This window comes from Sphingomonas aracearum, assembly GCF_003345355.1.
Classification (GTDB): Bacteria; Pseudomonadota; Alphaproteobacteria; order Sphingomonadales; family Sphingomonadaceae; genus Sphingomonas; species Sphingomonas aracearum.
In genome coordinates, this window is the sequence record NZ_QQNB01000002.1 from 236,385 (window position 1) to 255,666 (window position 19,282).

General features: G+C 69.0%; 13 protein-coding genes and 1 tRNA gene. 2 read left to right on the forward strand and 12 right to left on the reverse strand.

All coding sequences use genetic code 11. The features are described from left to right. Positions 1-12: 12 nt before the first annotated feature. The gene (locus tag DVW87_RS08360; RefSeq protein WP_114687348.1) at positions 13-2,229 is read right to left on the reverse strand and encodes a TonB-dependent receptor; all 2,217 of its coding nucleotides are present in this window, start codon (positions 2,227-2,229) and stop codon (positions 13-15) included. Positions 2,230-2,286: 57 nt separating this feature from the next. Between DVW87_RS08360 and coaA the strand changes: the two genes are divergently transcribed. Beyond that, positions 2,287-3,279 (forward strand): type I pantothenate kinase, encoded by a 993-nt coding sequence (gene coaA / locus DVW87_RS08365; protein ID WP_239017824.1) that lies wholly within the window; start codon positions 2,287-2,289, stop codon positions 3,277-3,279. A 17-nt stretch (positions 3,280-3,296) separates the two neighbouring features. On the opposite strand, the gene DVW87_RS08370 is transcribed toward coaA, so the two are convergent. The 5 genes from DVW87_RS08370 to DVW87_RS08390 form a co-directional block, all read right to left on the reverse strand. Next, a tRNA-Arg gene (locus DVW87_RS08370) sits at positions 3,297-3,373 on the reverse strand. 40 nt (positions 3,374-3,413) lie between these two features. Next, a complete protein-coding gene (locus tag DVW87_RS08375; RefSeq protein WP_114687349.1) occupies positions 3,414-3,869 on the reverse strand; it encodes a DUF1178 family protein in 456 nt (151 codons plus the stop codon). Then, positions 3,866-4,687, reverse strand: a complete 822-nt coding sequence (locus DVW87_RS08380) for a carbon-nitrogen hydrolase family protein (RefSeq protein ID WP_114687350.1) — start codon at positions 4,685-4,687, stop codon at positions 3,866-3,868. The genes DVW87_RS08375 and DVW87_RS08380 overlap by 4 nt, the downstream gene beginning before the upstream one ends. Beyond that, complete coding sequence (grxC, locus tag DVW87_RS08385; RefSeq protein WP_114687351.1) at positions 4,684-4,941, reverse strand: glutaredoxin 3; 258 nt, start codon at positions 4,939-4,941, stop codon at positions 4,684-4,686. Before grxC ends, DVW87_RS08380 begins: the two co-directional genes overlap by 4 nt. A 31-nt stretch (positions 4,942-4,972) precedes the next feature. Beyond that, positions 4,973-5,704, reverse strand: a complete 732-nt coding sequence (locus tag DVW87_RS08390; protein WP_114688144.1) for a ComF family protein — start codon at positions 5,702-5,704, stop codon at positions 4,973-4,975. A gap of 42 nt (positions 5,705-5,746) precedes the next feature. On the opposite strand from DVW87_RS08390, the gene DVW87_RS08395 reads away from it, so the two are divergent. Next, positions 5,747-6,571, forward strand: coding sequence for a class I SAM-dependent methyltransferase (locus DVW87_RS08395; RefSeq protein WP_239017825.1), 825 nt, complete (start codon positions 5,747-5,749; stop codon positions 6,569-6,571). Positions 6,572-6,601: 30 nt separating this feature from the next. Here the strand turns inward: DVW87_RS08395 and DVW87_RS08400 are convergent, their stop codons facing one another. The 6 genes from DVW87_RS08400 to DVW87_RS08425 form a co-directional block, all read right to left on the reverse strand. Continuing rightward, the gene (locus tag DVW87_RS08400) at positions 6,602-6,994 is read right to left on the reverse strand and encodes a response regulator (protein ID WP_114687353.1); all 393 of its coding nucleotides are present in this window, start codon (positions 6,992-6,994) and stop codon (positions 6,602-6,604) included. Positions 6,995-7,047: 53 nt separating this feature from the next. Beyond that, on the reverse strand, positions 7,048-9,483 hold the full coding sequence (locus DVW87_RS08405) for a sensor histidine kinase (RefSeq protein WP_114687354.1): 2,436 nt from the start codon (positions 9,481-9,483) through the stop codon (positions 7,048-7,050). Beyond that, entirely contained in the window at positions 9,480-10,862 is a 1,383-nt protein-coding gene (locus DVW87_RS08410) for an EAL domain-containing protein (RefSeq protein WP_239017826.1), read from the reverse strand. Before DVW87_RS08410 ends, DVW87_RS08405 begins: the two co-directional genes overlap by 4 nt. Before the next feature lie 375 nt (positions 10,863-11,237). After that, positions 11,238-12,689: a flavin-containing monooxygenase gene (locus DVW87_RS08415; protein WP_114687355.1), complete on the reverse strand. Its 1,452-nt coding sequence runs from the start codon at positions 12,687-12,689 to the stop codon at positions 11,238-11,240. Between the two features lie 67 nt (positions 12,690-12,756). Further along, on the reverse strand, positions 12,757-17,052 hold the full coding sequence (locus tag DVW87_RS08420; protein WP_114687356.1) for a translocation/assembly module TamB domain-containing protein: 4,296 nt from the start codon (positions 17,050-17,052) through the stop codon (positions 12,757-12,759). Further along, a complete protein-coding gene (locus tag DVW87_RS08425; protein ID WP_181814774.1) occupies positions 17,052-19,169 on the reverse strand; it encodes an autotransporter assembly complex protein TamA in 2,118 nt (705 codons plus the stop codon). The genes DVW87_RS08420 and DVW87_RS08425 overlap by 1 nt, the downstream gene beginning before the upstream one ends. Positions 19,170-19,282: the final 113 nt, after the last annotated feature.

Sequence of the window (19,282 nt, forward strand, 5' to 3'; positions counted from 1 at the left end):
GCCGGTCGCTTTCTACAGCCCGAAGCCCAGCCGCACGCCGAAGCTTGCGGGCCGGCCGGGCGATGCGATGCTTGCATTCGGCAGGAAGAAATTGCGCGTCAGGTCGTATTTTTCGCCGAACAGGTTGCGGGCATAGGCGCCAATCCACCAGCGCCCCTCATCCGGGCGCAGCGTGAGCGTGGCATTGGCGATCCAGCGGTCGGGCAGATCGTAGACCGGGCCCAGGAAGGAGGGCAGCTCGTCCCGCCAGCTCCAGTCCGCCTGCGTCTCCAGCGAATAGCGCGCGCCAAGCGGAAGCGCGTAGCTGACCGCCCCCTGATAGCCCCAGTGCGCGATCGGCACCGGCAGGCCGGCCTTGTCGATGGTGCGGCCGGTATACAGCCCGTCCGGCCCGCGCACGACGGAGGCGGCGTCCACGTCGTCGAACTCGTTGTAGCGGCCGTATTTGTAGCTGATCGCGTGGCTGACATGCAGCCGGGCCGTGGGGGCGAGCTGCAGTTCCAGCTCGCCGCCATAGATTTCGGAGCGGGGCGCGTTGACGATGCGGCCGATCGAGCCGCTTTGCGGATTGATCACCACGCTCAACACCTGCTGGTCGCGATAATCGTAGAAGAACACCGAGCCGTTCAGCCGCACCGCGCGCGCCGGGTCGCTCTTGAAGCCGACTTCATAGGCGTACAGGATTTCCGGGCGGAACGGGTCGATCTGATCGGGCACGCGCGAATTGTAGACGGTGAACCCGCCCGACTTCACGCCGCGGCTGGCGCTTGCGTACAGCATCAGGCCGCGCGCGGGCCGCACCTCCAGCCCCAGCTTGCCGCTCGCCTCGTCCAGCCCGGTGTCGCGGTTGCCGTCGGTGAAATTGGGCACGCCGTTGCGCAGCGTGACGAAGTCCCGCAGCTGGCGCCTCTCATGTTCGTAGCGCGCACCGGCGATGAGGGTCAGCACCGGCGTCAGCGCATAGCTCGCCTGCCCGAAGCCGCTGATCGAGTCCGCGCGCTGGCGATAGGAGATGTCCACCACCGCCGCCTGGCTGTCGGTGCGATCGCTGAGGAACCGCTCGTCGAGGCCCTGCCAGGAATAATAGGCGCCCGCGACCCAGCCGAGCCGCTGTTGCCCGGAAGAGGCGAGCCGCACCTCCTGCGACCAGACCTCGGCATCGCTGCCCCAGAACACGTCGGATTCGCGGCTGGCCGAGGCATCCCAATCCGCCAGCTCGCGCCGCTTCAGCTTTTCGTAGGACGTGATGCTCGTCAGCTGCACGGCCGGGCTCACATCGAGCGACGCGGTCAGGCTGGCGCCCCAGCTGTCATTGTCCCGCGACGGCCTGGCGCCCGGCGCGGTGCCGACCAGCGCGGAAAGCCCCTGCAGCCCCCAGCCGGTCTGCTTGCCGTCTTCCGGGTCGGCGGGGATCACCGGGCCGGGCGTGCCGATGCCATAGCCGCGCGTCTGGAACGGGCGGAAGAGGTAAAGCCCCGTCTGCTCCGAACGATCGCGGCCGCCATGCACGTTGAAAAGAAGATCCACCCCGGCGGCCGGCGTCCATTCCAGCAGCGCGCGGCCATACAGCCGGTCCGCATCGCCCAGCCGCTCGCCAGTGACACGGTTGCGCTGGAACGCCCCGCCCTGCTCGGCGATGCCGGACACGCGGACCTTCAGCGTGTCGCTGATCGGCCCGGAAACGAACGCCTCGCCCTTGAACAGGCCGAAGCTGCCATATTCCAGATCGGCGCCAGCGGAGAAGCGATCGGTCGGCCGGCGGCTGATGAAGTTCACCGCGCCCCCGGTCGTGTTGCGGCCGTACAGCGTGCCCTGCGGCCCGCGCAGCACCTCCACCCGCTCGATGTCGAACAACGCGCCCCGCGTCATGGCAGGCACCGGATAGGCGACCTCGTCGACATAGATGCCGACGGTGGGCGTGTTGTTGGTGGCGTAATCCTCGAAGCCGACGCCGCGCAGGCGAAATTGCGGCTGCCCCCCGCCGAAGGCAGGCACGACCTCGAGGCTGGGCGTCTGGAACTGCAGGTCGTTGACGTTGGTCACGCCGCGTCTCGCAAGCTCCTCGCCCGACAGCACGGACAAGGCGACGCCGACATCCTGCGCCGACTGTTCGCGACGCTGCGCAGTGACCACCACTTCGCCCACCGCGCCCGGCCCGGCGGCCGCCGGCACTTCCTGCGCCTGCGCTCCCGCCAGCAATGTCGACAGCAACACCTGCGTCGCGATCATCCGTTCCCGTCCCCTCCCCGCGGCTTGTACCGCATCGCAGCGCAGTCTTTAACGCAAGTGCGAGACGCCGACTATTGCGATTCCGTGTCGAACCTGCGCAAGGCGCGCATCACGATGCAGGTGGAGAGCCACAGCCGGTTCAGTCGCGACGCGTGGAGCGCGCTGCGTTCGGCCGTGCCGATGACGCTGGACGAGGCGCAGCTGGAGCGGCTGCGCGGCACCAACGAGCCGATGTCCTTGGCCGAGGTGGAGGACATCTACCTGCCGCTCGTTCGCCTCATCAACCTGCATGTCGGCGCTGCGCGCGGGCTGGCGCAGGTGACCGACGCCTTTGTCGGCCGGCCGCCGGTGAAGCGGCCCTATGTGATCGCGATCGCCGGCAGCGTGGCGGTGGGCAAGAGCACGGTTGCCCGCCTGCTCCGCGTGCTGCTGTCGCAATGGCCGGAGCACCCGCGGGTCGACCTGGTCACCACCGACGGTTTCCTGTGGCCCACGCAGGTGCTGCTCGAGGCGGGTCTGATGTCGCGCAAGGGGTTTCCCGAAAGCTACGACGTGCGCCGCATGATCGAATTCCTGGCGGAGGTCCGCTCCAACGGCGAAGCGCGCGCGCCGGTCTATTCGCACCAGAGCTACGACATCGTCCCCGGCCGGTTCGACAGTGTGGACCATCCGGATATCCTGATCTTCGAAGGGCTGAACGTCCTCCAGATCGGCGACGGCGTGCAGCGGGCACGCGCGCCCGTCTACACCGCGGCCGATTTCTTCGACCTGTCCATCTACATCGATGCCGCGCCGCAGGACGTGGAGCGCTGGTATCTCGAACGGTTCATGGTGCTGCAACGCACGCGGATGCAGGACCCCGCCTCCTATTTCCACCATCTCGCGCATCTGCCGCGTGACGAAGTCTCCGCCTTTGCCAAGCGCTTGTGGCGCGACGTGAACCTGCCCAACCTGGTCGAGAATATCGCACCCACCCGGCTGCGGGCGGACGTGGTGATCCACAAGAGCGCCGATCATTCGGCCGACGAGTTGCTGCTGCGGCGGATCTGACCGCTCTCGTCCCGGCGTGGTGACCCCGACTGGATTCGAACCAGTGGCCCCCGGATTAGGAATCCGATGCTCTATCCTGCTGAGCTACGGGGCCGCGCACGCGCCACCGGAAGTAACCGCAGCGCCGCGACCGGTCAATTGAGTGCGTCGGGCGGGACGACCGGCAACAGCAGCGGAGCGACGGGTACGCCCTCCTCCACCAGTGCCTTGGCCTCCGCGATCGTGGCCTGGCCGTGGATCGGTGCCTCGGTCTCGTCCCCCTCGTGCATGGCGCGGGCGCGGGACGCGAAGCTGCGGCCGACCCACTCGGACGTTTCCAGCGCCCTGGCCTGCGCGGCGGCGAGCGCCTGTATCGCCGCCTTCATCACCTCGGGCGGCATCGGCGCACCGGGCGCGGCGCGCGGCGCCACGTCCCGCGTGTTGCCCTTGGCCGAGACGTTGGGCGCCATGACCGCCTTCCCGATTGCGCGATCCTCGCATACCGCACAGCACAGCAACCCTCGCCCCCGCTGTTCCTCGAACGCCGCAGACGAGGCGAACCACGCCTCGAACACATGGCCGTTGGCGCACCGCAGGTCGAAAACGATCATGCGCGGCTCGGCGCCGGGATCGGGCGGCGGTGCTGCAAGGCGGGCAGGCGCGCGCGGACGTCGGCCAGCGTCGCCGGCTCGATCTCCGCAAAGGCCAGCCCGGCCTCCTCCCCCATGTCGAGCAGCACCTCGCCCCACGGGTCCACCACCAGCGAATGGCCATAAGTGGCGCGGCCATCCTCATGCACCCCGGTCTGCGCCGCCGCGATCACGAACGCCCCCGCCTCCACCGCGCGGGCACCCAGCAGCAGGTGCCAGTGCGCGGCGCCGGTCGGACGCGTGAAGGCGGCAGGAACCGACAGGATCGTCGCGCCGGCATCGCTCAAGGTGCGGTACAGGTCCGGAAAGCGCAGGTCGTAGCAGATGGTGGGGCCGAGCAGCCCGGCCGGCGTCTCCACCACCACCGTCGCTTCGCCCGGCGCATAGGCGGCGGACTCGCGCCAGCTCTCGCCGCCGGGCAGGTCCATGTCGAACAGGTGGATCTTGTCGTAGCGGGCGCGAATCTCGCCGGACCCGTCGATCACGAACCCGCGATTGGCCAGGCGGCCGTCCTCGCACCGCACGGCCAGCGAGCCCAGATGCACCCACATCCCGTGCGCCGCCGCCGCCTCGCAAACCGCGTGCAGCACCGTGTCGGACGATTCCGGCGCGATCCGCTCCGCCGCGCGCGTCCGGTCGCGATCCAGCAGGCCCGACATTTCCGGCGTGAACAGCATCGACGCGCCGCCTTCGCTGGCGTCGGCGATGGCAGTGGAGAGGACGCGCGCGTTGGCGGCGGGATCGATCCCGCTCGTCATCTGCAGCAGCGCGATCCTCATGCCGCCAGCAGCGGGTCCAGCTTGCCCTCGCGATCGAGCGCGGCGAGATCGTCGGACCCGCCGACATGCCGCCCGTCGATGAAGATCTGCGGCACCGTGCTGCGCCCGTTCGCCCGTTCGATCATCTCGGCGCGCTTGGGACCGCCCATGGTGATGTCGAACTCCTCCGGCTTCACGCCCTTGGCGGACAGCAGCCGCAGGGCCCGCGAGCAATAGGGACAGAACGCCTTTGTGTAGATTTCCACCTTTGCCATGTGCCGGAGGTGTGATCGCGGGGCGGTCTTGTCAATCCACCTGCGCCGGATCAAGCACGCGCGCCCAGGCCAGGATCGTCACCGATCGCGCGCCTGCCGACAGCAACGTGGCGGTGCAGGCGTCGGTTGTCGCGCCGCTGGTATGCACGTCGTCGACCAGCACGAGCCGCCGCCCGGCGACCCTCCCGCGCACCGCCTCCGGTATGGCGAAAACGCCCTTCACCGCCCGCGCCCGCGCCGCCGGTCCGAGCCCGCGCAGCACGGGCGTGGCGCGCGTCCGGCGCAGCAGCAGGGGATCGTGCGGGACCTCGCTAGCGCGCGACAGAGCCCCGGCGATCAGCGCGGCCTGATTGAACCCGCGCGACCACAGCCGCCAGCGATGCAGCGGCACCGGCAGCAGAAGCTCCGCGTCCGGCGGCAGCAGGCGGCGCATCTGCCGGGCGGCCGTCTCGGCAAAGGCCGCCCGCCCGCCATATTTCAGCCGCAGCGCCACCGTTCTGGCCACCGGGCCATAAGCGACGGCGGCACGGACGCCGGCATGTCGGGGCGGCGAGGCCTGGCACTCGGCGCACAACGCCGCCGGCCCGCGATCATGACCGAACGGGCGGCAGCAGGCGGCGCACCAGGGCGGCCCCAGAAAGCGCAGGTCGCCCCAGCAGGCCGCGCAGAAGCGATGGTCCGCACTCGTCACCGCGTTGCAGCCGGGACAGCGTGGCGGCAGCGCCAGATCCGCCGCGATCCGCAAGGGGGCAAGGAGGCGCATACACCCTTGTCGCCGCTCCCACGGGCAGGCACAAGCGCCGCTGTGAGCGCCCCCGAAATCTTCAGCCGCACCGCACGCCGCCTGCAACGCGAGCGCGCCGCGCGCGGCTATGCCGAGCACGATTTCGTGCGCGCCGCCATGCTCGACGGCATCTACGACCGGCTCGCCGCGGTGAAGCGCGACTTCGTGGACGTGCTCGACCTCGGCTGTTTCGACCATGGCTTCGCGCCCCCGACAGGTGCCCGCGTGGTGCGCGCCGACCTTGCCGCCGGCTTCGCGCCGGACGTGCAGTGCGAGGAGGACCGCCTGCCCTTTGCCGATGCCAGCTTCGACCTGGTGGTCTCCGCGGGCGTGCTCGACAGCGTGAACGACCTGCCCGGCGCGCTGACGCTCATTCGCCGGGTCCTCCGGCCGGACGGTCTGTTCCTCGGGGCGTTCCTGGGGGCCGGCAGCCTTTCCACGTTGCGGGGGGTGATCCGTGCCGCGGAACCGGAGCGCGCAGCCGCCCGGCTGCATCCGCAGATCGACGTGCGTTCGGCCGGCGACCTGCTTTTCCGCACCGGCTTTGCCCTCCCGGTCGCGGATCAGGAAACGCTTTCCGCCCGCTACCGCGACCTTGCCCGGCTGCTCGGCGACGTGCGCGGCATGGGTGCAGGCAACGCGCTTGCGGAGCGAACCCCGCTCACCCGCGGGACGGTGGGGCGGATGGCGACGGAGTTCGCGGCGCGCGCCGACGCCGACGGGCGCACGTCCGAACAGTTTCAGATCGTGTTCGTGACCGGCTGGTCGCCTTCACCGGACCAGCCGAAACCCGCGCGGCGCGGCAGTGGCACCGCGTCGCTGGCACACGCTTTGGGTCGCCCCTGAGGGTCGCTGCGGCCGCCGCCGGCCGTCCGTTCAGCCGATCAGGGGATCGCCGCCGCCGCCCTTTGCCAGGACGCGACCCATCGCCTCGAACAACGCATCCATCGCCACCGGCTTGAACAGCACCTCGTCCGCTCCGGCGGCGAGGCACCGTTCGCGCAGGTCCACCGCCGTGTCGGCGGTGACGACGATGATCGGCATTTCGGCCTTGGCGTCCGGCCGCGCGCGGATGTGCTGAATGGCGGTGACGCCGTCCATGCCGGGCATGCGCAGGTCCACCAGAACCACCGCGAAATCCTGCTCGTCGATCAGCGCAAGGCCGATCTCGGCATTCTCCGCCTCGACCATGGCGGCGCCCGCGACATCCAGCATGTCGCCAACCACCCGCCTGTTCATCGGGTCATCCTCGATGAAGAGAACCTTCATCGGCCGGTGTCCAGCAAGGTGCGGCAACACGCATTCATGAAAGTCCTATCGGCTCAAGCCGCCTGCGTTACAAGATGCTCCGCAACGGATTCATTTCGGCTACCGAACAAGAGTTGCCGTAGCGTCGCGGCGGACACGGGCTTGGCGATCACCTGCGTCGCGCCGGCGCTTTCCAGCACCTGGCGCTGAGCCGGATCGGGCGCCGTCCACAACTGCGCCACCGGGATTTGTCCCGCTGCCGCGGCGACACGCGCAAGTGCGGCCGGAACGTCGCCGGCGGCACGGATCGTCGCCTCGTCGATCAGCACATGGCTGAGATTGCCGGCACCGATCTGTTCCACCGCTTCCTCGACGGTGCCGGCGAAGCGGACCTGCCCGGCGTGCGGCTCCAGCACCGTTTTCAGCATCGCGCGCGTGATCGGGCTGCGATCCACGATCAGCAGGCCGCAGGGTTCGTCGCTGTCCGGTGCGCACGGCGCCGGCGCCTCGGGGGCGGCAGCGAGCCGCAGCGGCAGGTCGACGGTGAACGTCGCGCCCGTCCCCTCGCTGCTTTCCACCGAAATGTCGCCGCCCATCGCGCGCGCGAGATTGCGGCAGATGGCAAGGCCAAGGCCCGTCCCGCCGAACTTGCGCGTCGTGCCGCCATCGGCCTGCTTGAAGCTTTCGAAGATCAGCGCCTGCTTGTCGGCCGGGATGCCGATGCCCGTATCGGCCACCGCGATGCGCAGCCGATCGCCCTCGGCATAGATGCGCACCGTGACGCTGCCTTCCGCGGTGAACTTCAGCGCGTTGGCCAGCAGGTTGAAGACGATCTGCCGCAGGCGCGCGGCGTCGCCGGTGATCCAGCGCGGCGCCTGTTCGCAATCAACCGCAAAGCCGATGCCGCGGGCCCGTGCCTGCTCCGCCCACAACCGGGTCGCCTCGGTCATCAATGCGGGCAGATCGACAACCGCCTCCTCTACCGTGAGATGGCCGGTTTCCATCTTGGCGACGTCCAGGATGTCGTCCACCAGCGCCTTCATCGTCGTGCCTGCCCCGTGCACCACGCCGATGCGGTCGCGCATCGCCGCCGGCAGCCTGGCATCGGCGAGCATCACCTGCGTCATGCCGAGAATGCCGTTCAGGGGCGTCCGGATCTCGTGGCTGGTGGTGGCCAAGAACTCGGTCTTCGCCGCGAGCGCCTTGCCCAGGGCGAGGTTGGTGGCTTCCAGGTCGATATTGGCGGCGCGCGTCTCGTTGCGGCTGCGGCGGATGGTGAGCAAGCCGAAGCTGAGTAGTGTCAGCACGACCAGCGCCACCGCCGCCGAGCCGACAAACACGTGCCGCTGGGTGGTGGCGCGCGCGCGTTCGTATTCGGCGCTGCGCTCCGCTTCCGTCGCCTTCAGGTTGGCGATGCGCGCCTCCTGATTGACGAAGTCGAACCGCGCCGCCGCCAGCGCAGTGTTGGCGGTGGCCGCCAGGGCGCCGGTATTGTCGTCCAGCCGCTTCATCGCTTCCAGATGCGCCAGCGCCATCGAAGGCTCGTTCAACCGCCGGTAGATCTCGAACGCGGTGCCGTGCGCTTCCCGGTAGGTCAGCGGCGTGGTGGCAAGATCCTGCCCGGCGAAGGTCTTGCCGATCAGCATCCGCGCCCGCTCCAGCTGACCCCGCAGCAGCGCCAATCGCGCCAGCAGCACCTCGTCCTGCCCGTCACCGGGCGCATCGCTTCGCCGGCCGACGGCCATCGCGTCGGCGATGGTGCGCTCGGCATTGTCGAGGCGACCGGCGGAAAGCTGCACCCGCGCGATGTTGCGCAGGATGCGTGCCTCCGTTCCGTCGCTTTTCATCGAACGCGCGAGCGCCAGCGCGCGGCGGAACTCGGCGACGGCGGCGGGGTAGCGGCCGAGCTCGGTCAGAGCGTTTCCGCGGTTGTTGTAGATTGCCAGCAACAACGACGGATCGCCGCGATAGGCCTCCATCGCCTGGCCATAATAAGGAAGTGCGCGCCGGTAGTCCCGGGCATTCTGATACAGAAGGGCCACGCTCAGCAGCGCGGTGGCCTGACTGCGCTTCTCGCCGATGGTGCGAAAAAGATCGTGGGCCTTTTGAAAGCTGGCGAGCGCCTCGGCCACCTGCGAGCGCTCCAAGGCAAGCCGGCCCCTGGAAAGCAGCACATCGGCGCGCAGCTTCGATCCGGCCGGGGCACGCCTCAGGGCGTCGGCGATCAGCGGCGTGGCGCCGGCGAGATCGCCGAACCGCACCCGCGCCTCGCCGCCCAGCCACTCCGCGGTGGTGATCGCATCGGCGCGGCGGTTCGCCGGTAGCTGATCGACCAGCGATTGCGCCTCCGCCGCGCGCCGGGCCGCCCGCTTCGGGTCGGGCAGCATGCTGGCCCGCGCGTCGGCCACCGCCGCGTCGAAGCGCGTCCCGGCGGTCGGAGCATCCGTTTGCGCCTGCGCCGCGCCGGAAGCGAGCAGCAAGCCGGCCAGCAGCAGGGCAAGGCGCCTCATGCCCCGCCTGCCGCGGAGCTGCGCCAGAAGCTCGCCGGCCGCTGCAGCATCGCCCCATCCGCCGGCCGATCCGTCGCGCGCACCCGCTCCTCGCGCAGAAAGGCACGGAAAGCATCGAGGGACAGCGGACGGCTGATGAGAAAACCCTGCGCCATGTCGCAGCCCATCACCGTCAACAGGGCCATCGCGGCCTCCGTCTCCACTCCCTCGGCGGTGACCTCCATCTCCAGCGCATGCGCCAGATCGATGGTGGAACGGACGATCAGCGGATCGCGGTTGCTGCTGGTCAGCTGGAGCACGAACAGTTTGTCGATCTTCAGCTCGCGCGCGGGCAGCTGCTTCAGATAGGCCAGGCTCGACAAGCCGGCACCGTAATCGTCGATGGCGATGGTGATCCCGGCGCGAGCGAACTTGTTGAGGTTCTGGATCGCGATCTCCGGATCGCGGATCACCGCCGTTTCGGTGATCTCGAAGCCGATCCGCGCCGAGGCGTCGGCGATCATCGCGCAGGCCTCGGCAACGAACTTCTTGTCGCTGAGCAGCTGGCCGGAGATGTTGATGAAGATTTCCAGATCGCGCCCGTCGGCCACCAGCGTGGCCTGGTCCCGGATCACCTGCGCCAATGTCCACAAGGTCAGCGCGCCGATCTCGCGCATGTCCTCGGCCATGGTGATGAAGTCGCCCGGCAGGATCAGCCCGCGCGTGGGATGCTGCCAGCGGACCAGTGCCTCGGCGCTGGTTATCTCCTGGCGCCGGCAATGCAGCTTGGGCTGATATTGCAGGAACATCTGGCCGTCGTCGATTGCGGTGCCCAGTTCGCGCGACAGCGCCAGCCGGTCCAGCACCCGCGCCTCGCCAGAAATGTCGTGCCAGATCGGCCGGCCTTCGCTGCGCGCTTTCTCAAGCGCGACCTCGGCCTCCTCGAGCAGGCGCAGGCCGTCCTCGTCCTCAACCCCGGATGTCGCGGCGGCACCCACCACCAGCTCGATCCGATATTCCTCCCCGTCGATGGCGACCGGCGCATCGAAGCTCACCTGTGCGTCGGTCAAGGCGTCTTCCAGCTCGCAAAGCGCCGATCCGACCCACTCCACCTCGATCAGGTTGCGTCCGGCTCCGGCGACGCGCACCCCGCGCAGGGAACGCGACAGGCGCTCGCCGACGATCTCCCCGACGCTGTTGGCCCGCGCGCGGCCGACATGCCTGCGCAGCACCGCATGGTTGCCGATCTCGACCAGCATCAGGAAGCGCCAGCGGCCGCCCGCCTCGTCCTGCAGCGTCTCGGCCAGCGAGTCCGCGATGCTCTCCGCTGTCGCGATGTCGCGAAGCGGCGGCTCCGGCTCGAACGGAGCGGCGTCCTCGAAATCGGAGGCGGGCGGCATGCAGGTCATCGCATCCTGCGCCTAGCGCCGGGGCATTGAAGGAAGCGTTAAATCTGTGCCGCGGCGCAGCGATCTCCGCCTCGGGCCGGTTGTAATATGGTAAAGAATGCGTTAACTAAGATTGGTACCCAACGAGGTACCTTTTGGGAGAAATCACATGCTCGCATTCGTGCTCGCGCTGATCTACGGCGAAGACATCCACCCCTGGTAACCGTTACGGCTCGCTCTCGCGCGTAAGGGCTTCGACTCCGTCGGGCTCAGCGCGAAGCGAGCCATTCCGACCCGCGCCGGAACAGGGACGCGGAAAAAAAGCGTTCAGCTCGCCTGATCGCAACTATTGCGCAGCATCGACCGCGCGCCCTGGCGCCGCGCTCATCAGGCAGGATTGCTGAAGTCCATCTCCCGATCGACCGATCCGAGCCGAAGGCTCAGCAGGTCCAGCGCATAATTCTGGTTGACCCGCCACGGCGCGCGGTCGGCCTGTCGCGGCAGCAGGTGCTCGGCGCGCTTCACATAACCTGACGTGAAATCCAGCAGTGGCATCGGTCGCATCGTGGCCGTGCCGGGACGCGGTGTCGCCTGCCGCAGGCCGCGACGGCGCATGGTGTTGAGCAGCCGGCAGACATAGGCGCAGGTCAGGTCCGCCTTCAGCGTCCAGGAAGCGTTGGTGTAGCCGAAGCACGACGCCATGTTCGGCACGCCCGAGAACATCATGCCCTTGTAGTTGAAGCGCTCGGCCAGGTTCACCTTGTCGCCATCGACGCAGAGCGTTGCGCCGCCGAGCAGCTGCAGTTCCAGCCCGGTTGCCGTGACGATCACGTCCGCCGCCAGCACTTCTCCGGTGGAAACGCGGACGCCCTGCGGAACGAAGCGGTCGATCGTGTCCGTCACCACCCTCGCGCGCCCCTCGCAAACCGCCGTGAACAGGTCCGCATCCGGCACCAGGCAGACCCGCTGGTCCCAGGGCTTGTAGTGCGGGGTGAAATGGGTTTCGACGTCGTAATCGGGGCCAAGCGCTTCCTGCGCCATGGCGATGATGCGCTTCGCCACCTGCGCCGGGCGACGCCGCGCCAGACGGTAGAAGAACATGCTGAGCGCGACATTCTTCAGCCGCGTCAGCCGATAGGCCAGCCGCTGCGGCAGTCGCGCCCTCAGCCAGTTGGCGACGCCGTCCTCGGACGGCCGCGAGACCACATAGGTCGGCGAGCGCTGGAGCATGGTGACCCGGGCGCCCGCGCGGGCCAGCTCCGGCACCAGCGTCACCGCCGTCGCACCGCTGCCGATCACCACCACCTGCCGTCCCGCAAGGTCGAGATCGTCAGGCCAGAATTGCGGATGGACGATCCTTCCGGCGAAATCCTCTGCGCCCGCAAAGACCGGCGCATGTCCTCGCGCGTAATCATAGTAGCCCGAGCAGAAGAACAGGAAGCCGCAGGTCAGCTCGACGAGGCCTTCCGGTGTGTCCACCGTCACCGTCCAGCGCGCCTCTGCCGTGGACCAGGCCGCGGCGATGACGCGATGTTGGTAACGGATATGCGCGTCGATCCCGTGCTCGCGCGCCGTTTCCTCGACGTACCGGCGGATCGAGGCGCCATCGGCGATCGCCTTGGCCTCCGTCCAGGGGCGAAAGGAATAGCCGAGCGTGTGCATGTCGCTGTCCGAGCGGATGCCGGGATAGCGGAACAGATCCCATGTCCCGCCCAGCGCCGCCCGGCTTTCCAGCAGCACGAAGCTGCAGTCGGGACATCGTGTCTTCAGGTGATAGCCCGCACCGATGCCCGAAAGCCCGGCGCCCACCACGATCACGTCGAAATGCTGCACGGTCATGCCACTCTCCGCCGTCCACGCTAGGCGCGGGAACGGCGGAGATCAAAGGGAGGCAGGCGCCCGGTTGTCAGAAGTTGCGCTGGTAGCGGAACCCGACATTGGATCCGCCGAACGATCCGGTGGAGGACAGCAGGCTCAAGGCGCGGGTCAGCGCGATCTGAAGCTGCGTGGCGGTGAAGCCGCGGGCATCGGTGATGATCTCGATATAGATATCGTCCGTCAGGTACTTGCCCGCCGCCAGCGCGGTGCCGCGACCCGTCGACTCGTCGCCGCCCAGCACCCGCAGCCGATCGAACCCGGTTGCCGAACGCAGCTTGCCCAGCGGATTGAGCCCGCCGCCCGATCCGCGCAGCGAATTCAGCGCGGAAGCGAGTTGCAGCGCCTCGGTGGCGGACAGGTTCTCCGGCGAGCTGCCGAACAGCAGGCGGCTCAGCACCTCGTCCTGCGGCAGCGCCGGAGAGGACGTGAACGCCACCCGCGGGTTCTGGCCGGTGCCGGTGATGTTGATCGTGACGGTGATGCCGTCCGTCTCGGTGGAGGCCGAGATGTTGATCGTCGGATCGGTCAGCGCGCCGCCCTGGAAGCGGACGGTGCCGCTGTCGAGCTCGAACCGCTTGCCCGAGAACGAGAAGGTGCCGCGTACCACATCGATCCCGCCGTTCACCTGCGGCGCGGCCGAGGTACCGCCGACCCGCATGTCTGCCCGCCACTCCGATTCCAGCCCCATGCCGGACACGAACAGCTGGTTCTCCGCGCGAATGCGGATGTCGAGCTTGAACAGGCCCGCAGGCTTGGCCGCCGGACGATCGGTGGGCCGCTTCACCAGCTGGCTCTTGCGCCGGATCCCGGTCAGCTCCGGAACGTCGGCCTGTCCCTGGCGGATGATCTGGTAGCGCGCCTCGGGGATGGTGAGGTCGCCGCGGATCAGGCCGCCGTCGCGCCCGTTGGTCACCTGCAACGTGCCGGTCGCCGTGGCGCCCAGCGCATCGCTGCGCGCCAGCCGGGCGTTGTCGAGCCGCGCCTGGATGTTCATCGGGAAGCCTTCTGCCGAGGCGAGGCCCACCGTGCCGGACGCCTGCACCGTGCCGTCGCCGGCCTTGGCCTGCAACTGCGTCAGCTCGAAGCGCGAGGCGTCGAAGCGGCCGCCGATCCGCATGTTGGTCAGCCGGGTGCCGTAGGTCTCGTTCTCATAGGTGAGGTTGTCGGCGCGGATGATGCCGTTGAAGCTCGGCTGCTGCAGGCGGCCGGAGAAATCGACACCCACCGCGATCGGCCCCGTCAGTTGCTGGTCCGGCAAAGCGGCAAGGCTGAACAGCACGCCCGCCGGCCCGCTATAGCGCAAGCCACCGCTCAGCGGCGCCGCCATCAGGCGGCTGACCCAGGAGCCGCCGCTTGCCACCGGCTGGAGGCTCGCGACCATCCGGCCGACGGTGCCGCCGCCACGCTTGATCAACGCGCGCGCATCGCCGCCGGTCGGCTGCAACCGGCCCTGGAACACGATGTCCACCGGCTCGGACACGGCGGCCAGGCTCGACCGGGTGAAGCCGGTCACCTGCACGTTGGCCAGCGCCGTCGGGAAAGCGTTGCCGGTCTGGCGGAAGTCCATGCTGCCGGTCGCGTTGCCGCCTAGACCGAGGCCCGGGACCAGCGCGTTGGCAACCGACAGATCGAGGCGGTCGAGCCGGGCCTGCGCGGTGATGCCGTTCCGATACGTGCCGGCGAGCCGGATCGAGCCCTGATCGAAGTCGAGCCGCGTCGGCAGCAGCTGATAGCCCGGGGTCAGCGGCTTGATCCGCGCCGGCCCCGCCGTGCGGAAGCCGATCCCGTTCGCCCGGCCCTGCGCCGCGACCAGCCACAGATCTGGCCGGAGCTGCGAGTTGACGGCGATGTTGAAGGGCACGCCGTTGGAGCCGGTCGCCACCGCTTGCGCCGTGCCCGAGCCGTTCCGGTAGTTCACCTTGGCCCGCGCCGACTGGAGGACCATCGCCCCATAGCGCATGTCGGCGAGCTGTGCGTCGGCGACCACCTGCGGCCCCTTGGCGTACAGCACGACGCTGGCGTCGATGATCGCGCGGCCGATGGTGAAGTCGACGGTGCCGGGGATGGTGGCGTTGTTGGCGCGGGCAGCGACGTCCGCACGCTGCACGCCGCCCTGGCTGGCGAGGGTGGCCGCGCCGCTGATACCGGAGCCGTTGAAGGCCACGCGGCCGGCGAACGGACCGGCCGGCGTCTGCTGCACGCGCCCATTGAAGTTCACGCCGGCGAACACGGCGCGGCGGATGTCGACGGTCAGGCGCGGGCTCGGCTGCACCAGCACGTCGGCGTTGAACGGACCATAGGTCGTGCCGCCGCTCGCGGTCACGGCATAGGCCCCATTGCTGCCGCGCACGCGCGCTTCGAGGTTGACGAGACCGATGCCCACGCCTGGCCGCGCCGCCCGCAGCAGCACCACCGGCGAGGTGACGGTGCCCGTCACCCGCGCGGAAAGCGGCCCGTACTGGGTGGAAAAGGCATCGGCGTTGACGAGGATGCCGCCGCGTGGATCGTACCGGCCCGAACCGCGCGTGATGCGGAATTGCGGCGCCGTCATGCGCAGGTTGGCGAAGGTGACCACGCCCTCCGGCGAATAGCCCACGTCCGTCCGGACATAGGCGTTGCCGCCCAGGAAGTTGCGCGCGCCCGCGTTGAAGATCTGCTGCGTCCGCGCCACCACGCGCCCGGTGATGCCGAAGCCGCCCTGCGGCGCGGTCACCAGCTTCATGTTCGTCTCCACGGAGACGATGCCGATGCTTTCCACGCGGTAGTTGTTGACGCGGCCGTTGATCGCGCCGGTGTAGCGACCGGAGGAGAGATCGGCGACGACGATCGCCGTCGCGTCGATGTTGCGCGAGCGGACGCGCAGATTGTCGGACAGGATCTGGTCGCCGTTGATCGCGATATCGCCGCCGATGGCGACATTCTCCAGCAGGCCGCCCACCGCCTGGTTGAGCCCGAGCACGCGACGCGCGCGGGCCTGTACCGGCACCCGGATGTGATCGGCGTCCACCTTGGCGATGCCGGTGGCGAACAGCCCTTCCACCCGCGTCTCGTTGAAGCCCAGGCTGTCCGCCCGGACCGTGTAGTTGACGGTGGGGGTGGCAAAGGCACCGTCGAGGATGACGTTGGCGGCAACATTGCGGCCGTTGAGGTTGGGCAGGATCGCCCCCGGCGTCAGCAGGCGCGCGGCGACGCGGAAGTTGCCGAACCGGCTTTGCGCGAGGTCGATCAGCCCCTGCCCGTCCACCGCCAGCGCGTCGGAGCGCAAGCCGAACTTCGCGTCGGCCCGCCGCTCGCCGAGCGTCACGTCCAGCGTGACGTCGAGTGCGGGCGCGGTGAGCGCCGCGATCGGATTGGCCGCGGTCGGCGCCTGCGCGCGGTTGCCGCCGGGCCGCGCGGCGACCTTGGCCGGCGTGCTCGGGGCAGCAGGCGAGATCGCGCGGGCATCCATGAACAGGCTGGGGCGGGTCGGCCCGCGCACCTGGAAGCGGCCGTTGTTCGCCTGAATGGAAAGGTCGGCGAAGCTCTGCCCGCCGACCAGCGCATTGGCCCGGCCCGTCCAGGCCTTCCAGCTGCCCCGTCCGGCGACCGTCGCCTCGAGCGGCTGGGTGAGCGAGGCCATGCCGGCGACCACGCCGTCCTTGGGCGCGCGCAGACGGGCGTCGATGTCGAGCTTGTTGTCGTCCGGCACCGCGTCGACCTTCAGCACCAGCGAATCGCCACCGGCAATCCCGGCGGAACGCAGCGCATCGACATTGCCGGTCACCTGCGCGCGGCGATCGGCGATGTGCACGGCGCTGGCCACCTTCAGCACGTGCGCCTGACCGGTCACCGCCTTGCCGATGACGAGGCGATCGACAGCGAGCCGGTTCACGTCGATGTCGAGGTCGGGCAGCGTCGGCGCATTCGGATCGGTCGGCTCGGTGGACGGCTTCAGCACGGGGTTGCGCTGATAGGTGATGAGGCGGCTCGTCACCGAGCGCACGTCGACGTGGCTGCGCGCGAAAGCAAACGGGCGCCAGTCGACGTTCAGCTGCGGCGAAGTAAGGAAGGTGCCCTTGCTGTCCTGCACCCGCACGTCCCGCAGCACCATGGCGCCATAGATCGACCCGTCGATCCGCCCCACCTTCACGTTCAGGCCGTTGGCCAGCGTGTAGCCGCTCAGGTAATTGGCGATCACCCGCCGCCCGGGACTGGTGTTGATACCCAGCACCAGCAGAACGAGCAGCAGCAGGATCGCGGCGAGCGCAATCGCGATCCATTTCAGGATACGCTGCCACAACGGCCGGCGATCGACCACGATGACGGTTTCGGGTGCGGTCGCCATCAGAAGGCCTGCCCGATGGAGATGTAGAGCGCGATCTTGCCGTCGCCTTCCCGTGGGTTGAGCGGGGTCGCCACGTCGATGCGCATCGGCCCGAAATTGGTGTAGAAACGTCCGCCGATGCCGGCGCCCATGCGCAGGTCGCTGCCCTTGGGCAGGCTGCTTTCATAGGCATTGCCGGCGTCGATGAAGGGCACGATGCCGAAATTGCCGAAGCGGTAGCGCGCCTCGAGCGAGAATTCGTTGATCGAGCGTCCGCCCACCGGATCGCCATTGGGATCGAACGGCCCGAGGCGCTGATAGCCATAGCCGCGGACGGAGCCGCCGCCGCCGCCATAATAGCGCCGCGACGGCGCGAGATCGTCGCGCTCGATGCCCTGGATCGTGCCCGCCCGCGCGCGCCCGGCGATCACGAAGCTCTTGCCGGCCGGGACGTACACGGTGCCTTCGACCATCGCGCGGACATAGGGGCGCACCGCACCGCGCACCGAGGTCTCGGGGCTGAGGTTCACCTTGAGGCGATAGCCCTTGGTGGGATTGAGCAGATCGTTCGACGTGTCCCACATCGCCTGCCCCGGCAGTGCGACGATGCCATAGGTGCCGCGCCGGCGCTCCAGCCGGTTGAAGTCGTACACGCTCTCGTTCGTGCCGGTCAGCTCCACGCCATAGGCATAGGTGAAGCGCTTCTGCCAGATCGGCGTCGAATCATAGCTGATCTTGGCCGCCAGCGTCCCGGTGAAGGCGTCGAAGGCGTCGTAGTTGGAATGGTTGGCCGAGGCGATGATCGAGAAGGTGCGATCGCGCTTGCCGGCATTGGAGCGGCGGAAGGTGAGGCCCGCCCCCTGTTCCTGCGTGCCCGCCACGATGGAGGGGATCAGCGCGCCTTCGGGCGGGAACAGGTTGCGGTGGGTAAAGGTGCCCTCCAGCGTGAAGCCCTGCCCCGTCTGGTAGCCGGCCTGCGCGGACAGGCTGCGCGCCGGGCCGGCGTCCTGGATCACCTTCAGGTCCACCGCTTCGGTGCCGTCCGGACCCGGCCGGCCCGTCCGTACCGGCTCCACGCCGACATTGGCGAACAGGCCGGTGGCGACCATCGCCTCGCGCAGGTCGTCGACCTTGCGCACGTCGTACAGTTCGCCGGCCTTGAACCGTTGCAGCACGGCGACATGCTCGGCATCGAACGCCAGATCGCCCTCGGTGGTGACACCGCCGAACGACGACCGTGGTCCAGTTTCCACCGGCAGCGTATAGTCGCCCTTGAACGTCTGCTCGTCGAGCAGGATGTCGCGCTGGCCGACCTTCACGAAGGGATAGCCCTGCTGCGGCAGCTTCAGCGCGACGTTCGCTTCCGCGCCCTGCACCCGATCCGCCTCGATCGGATCGTCCACCTTCAGCGGCAGCTGGTCGCGCACCAGATTGGGCGGCACGGTCGCATCGGCCTGCACGGTGACCGAGCCGAAGGTGTAGAGCTTGCCGGGCGTGGCGCTGACGATCGCCTTGGCGGGCTGGCCTTCCCGGCCGGCCTCGATCGTCGAGAGGGCGGTGCCGTCATAATAGCCGCGCGATTGCATCAGGCGCACGGCCAGCGCCTCGTCCTCCTTCGCGCGCGCGTTGATCTGGCTGGTATTGGCCGCCTTGCCCTTGCCTTCGCGCAGCGCGGACAGCGACTGGAACTGTGCTTGAAGGCCGATCTCCTCCAGCCCGCGCAGTTCGGTTTCGTAGCGGATCTCCACGGTTTCCTTGTCGCGCGTCTCGGCGACCTCGACCGGTGGCGTGGCGTTGAAGGTGCCGAGCGGCGACAGTGGCTGGGCCAGCTCCGGGTCATTCGCGGCCGGCGGCGTCAGCGTGTCGCCGGTATCGGCCGCGGCTTGCCCCGATTGCAGGGGAACGGCGCCCGGCAGCGCCGGCGTGGCGGCCGGCGGAAGTTGCGGCATGGCTTCGAGCGGCGCGTTGATATCACCGGACAGCGACGGCAGGGCCTGGTTGAACGCTTCATCGGGGACGATGGGGGTGTCGTCGGCGGGCGCGGCACCGGGTGCCGGCGTCGGCGCGGGTGCCTGTTGCCGATCACGATTCGTCGGCGCCTGTTGCGGAGCCAGCAGCGATGCCGCTGCCAGCGCCATCCACCCAGACGTGAGACCCAAACTCAAGCTCTGTCGCCCCTTTCGGCTCGGGGCCGGCTTGACGCTCCATTTCCCCCGACCGCTGCAAACGTCGCCCGGCTGCAAAGGGTTCC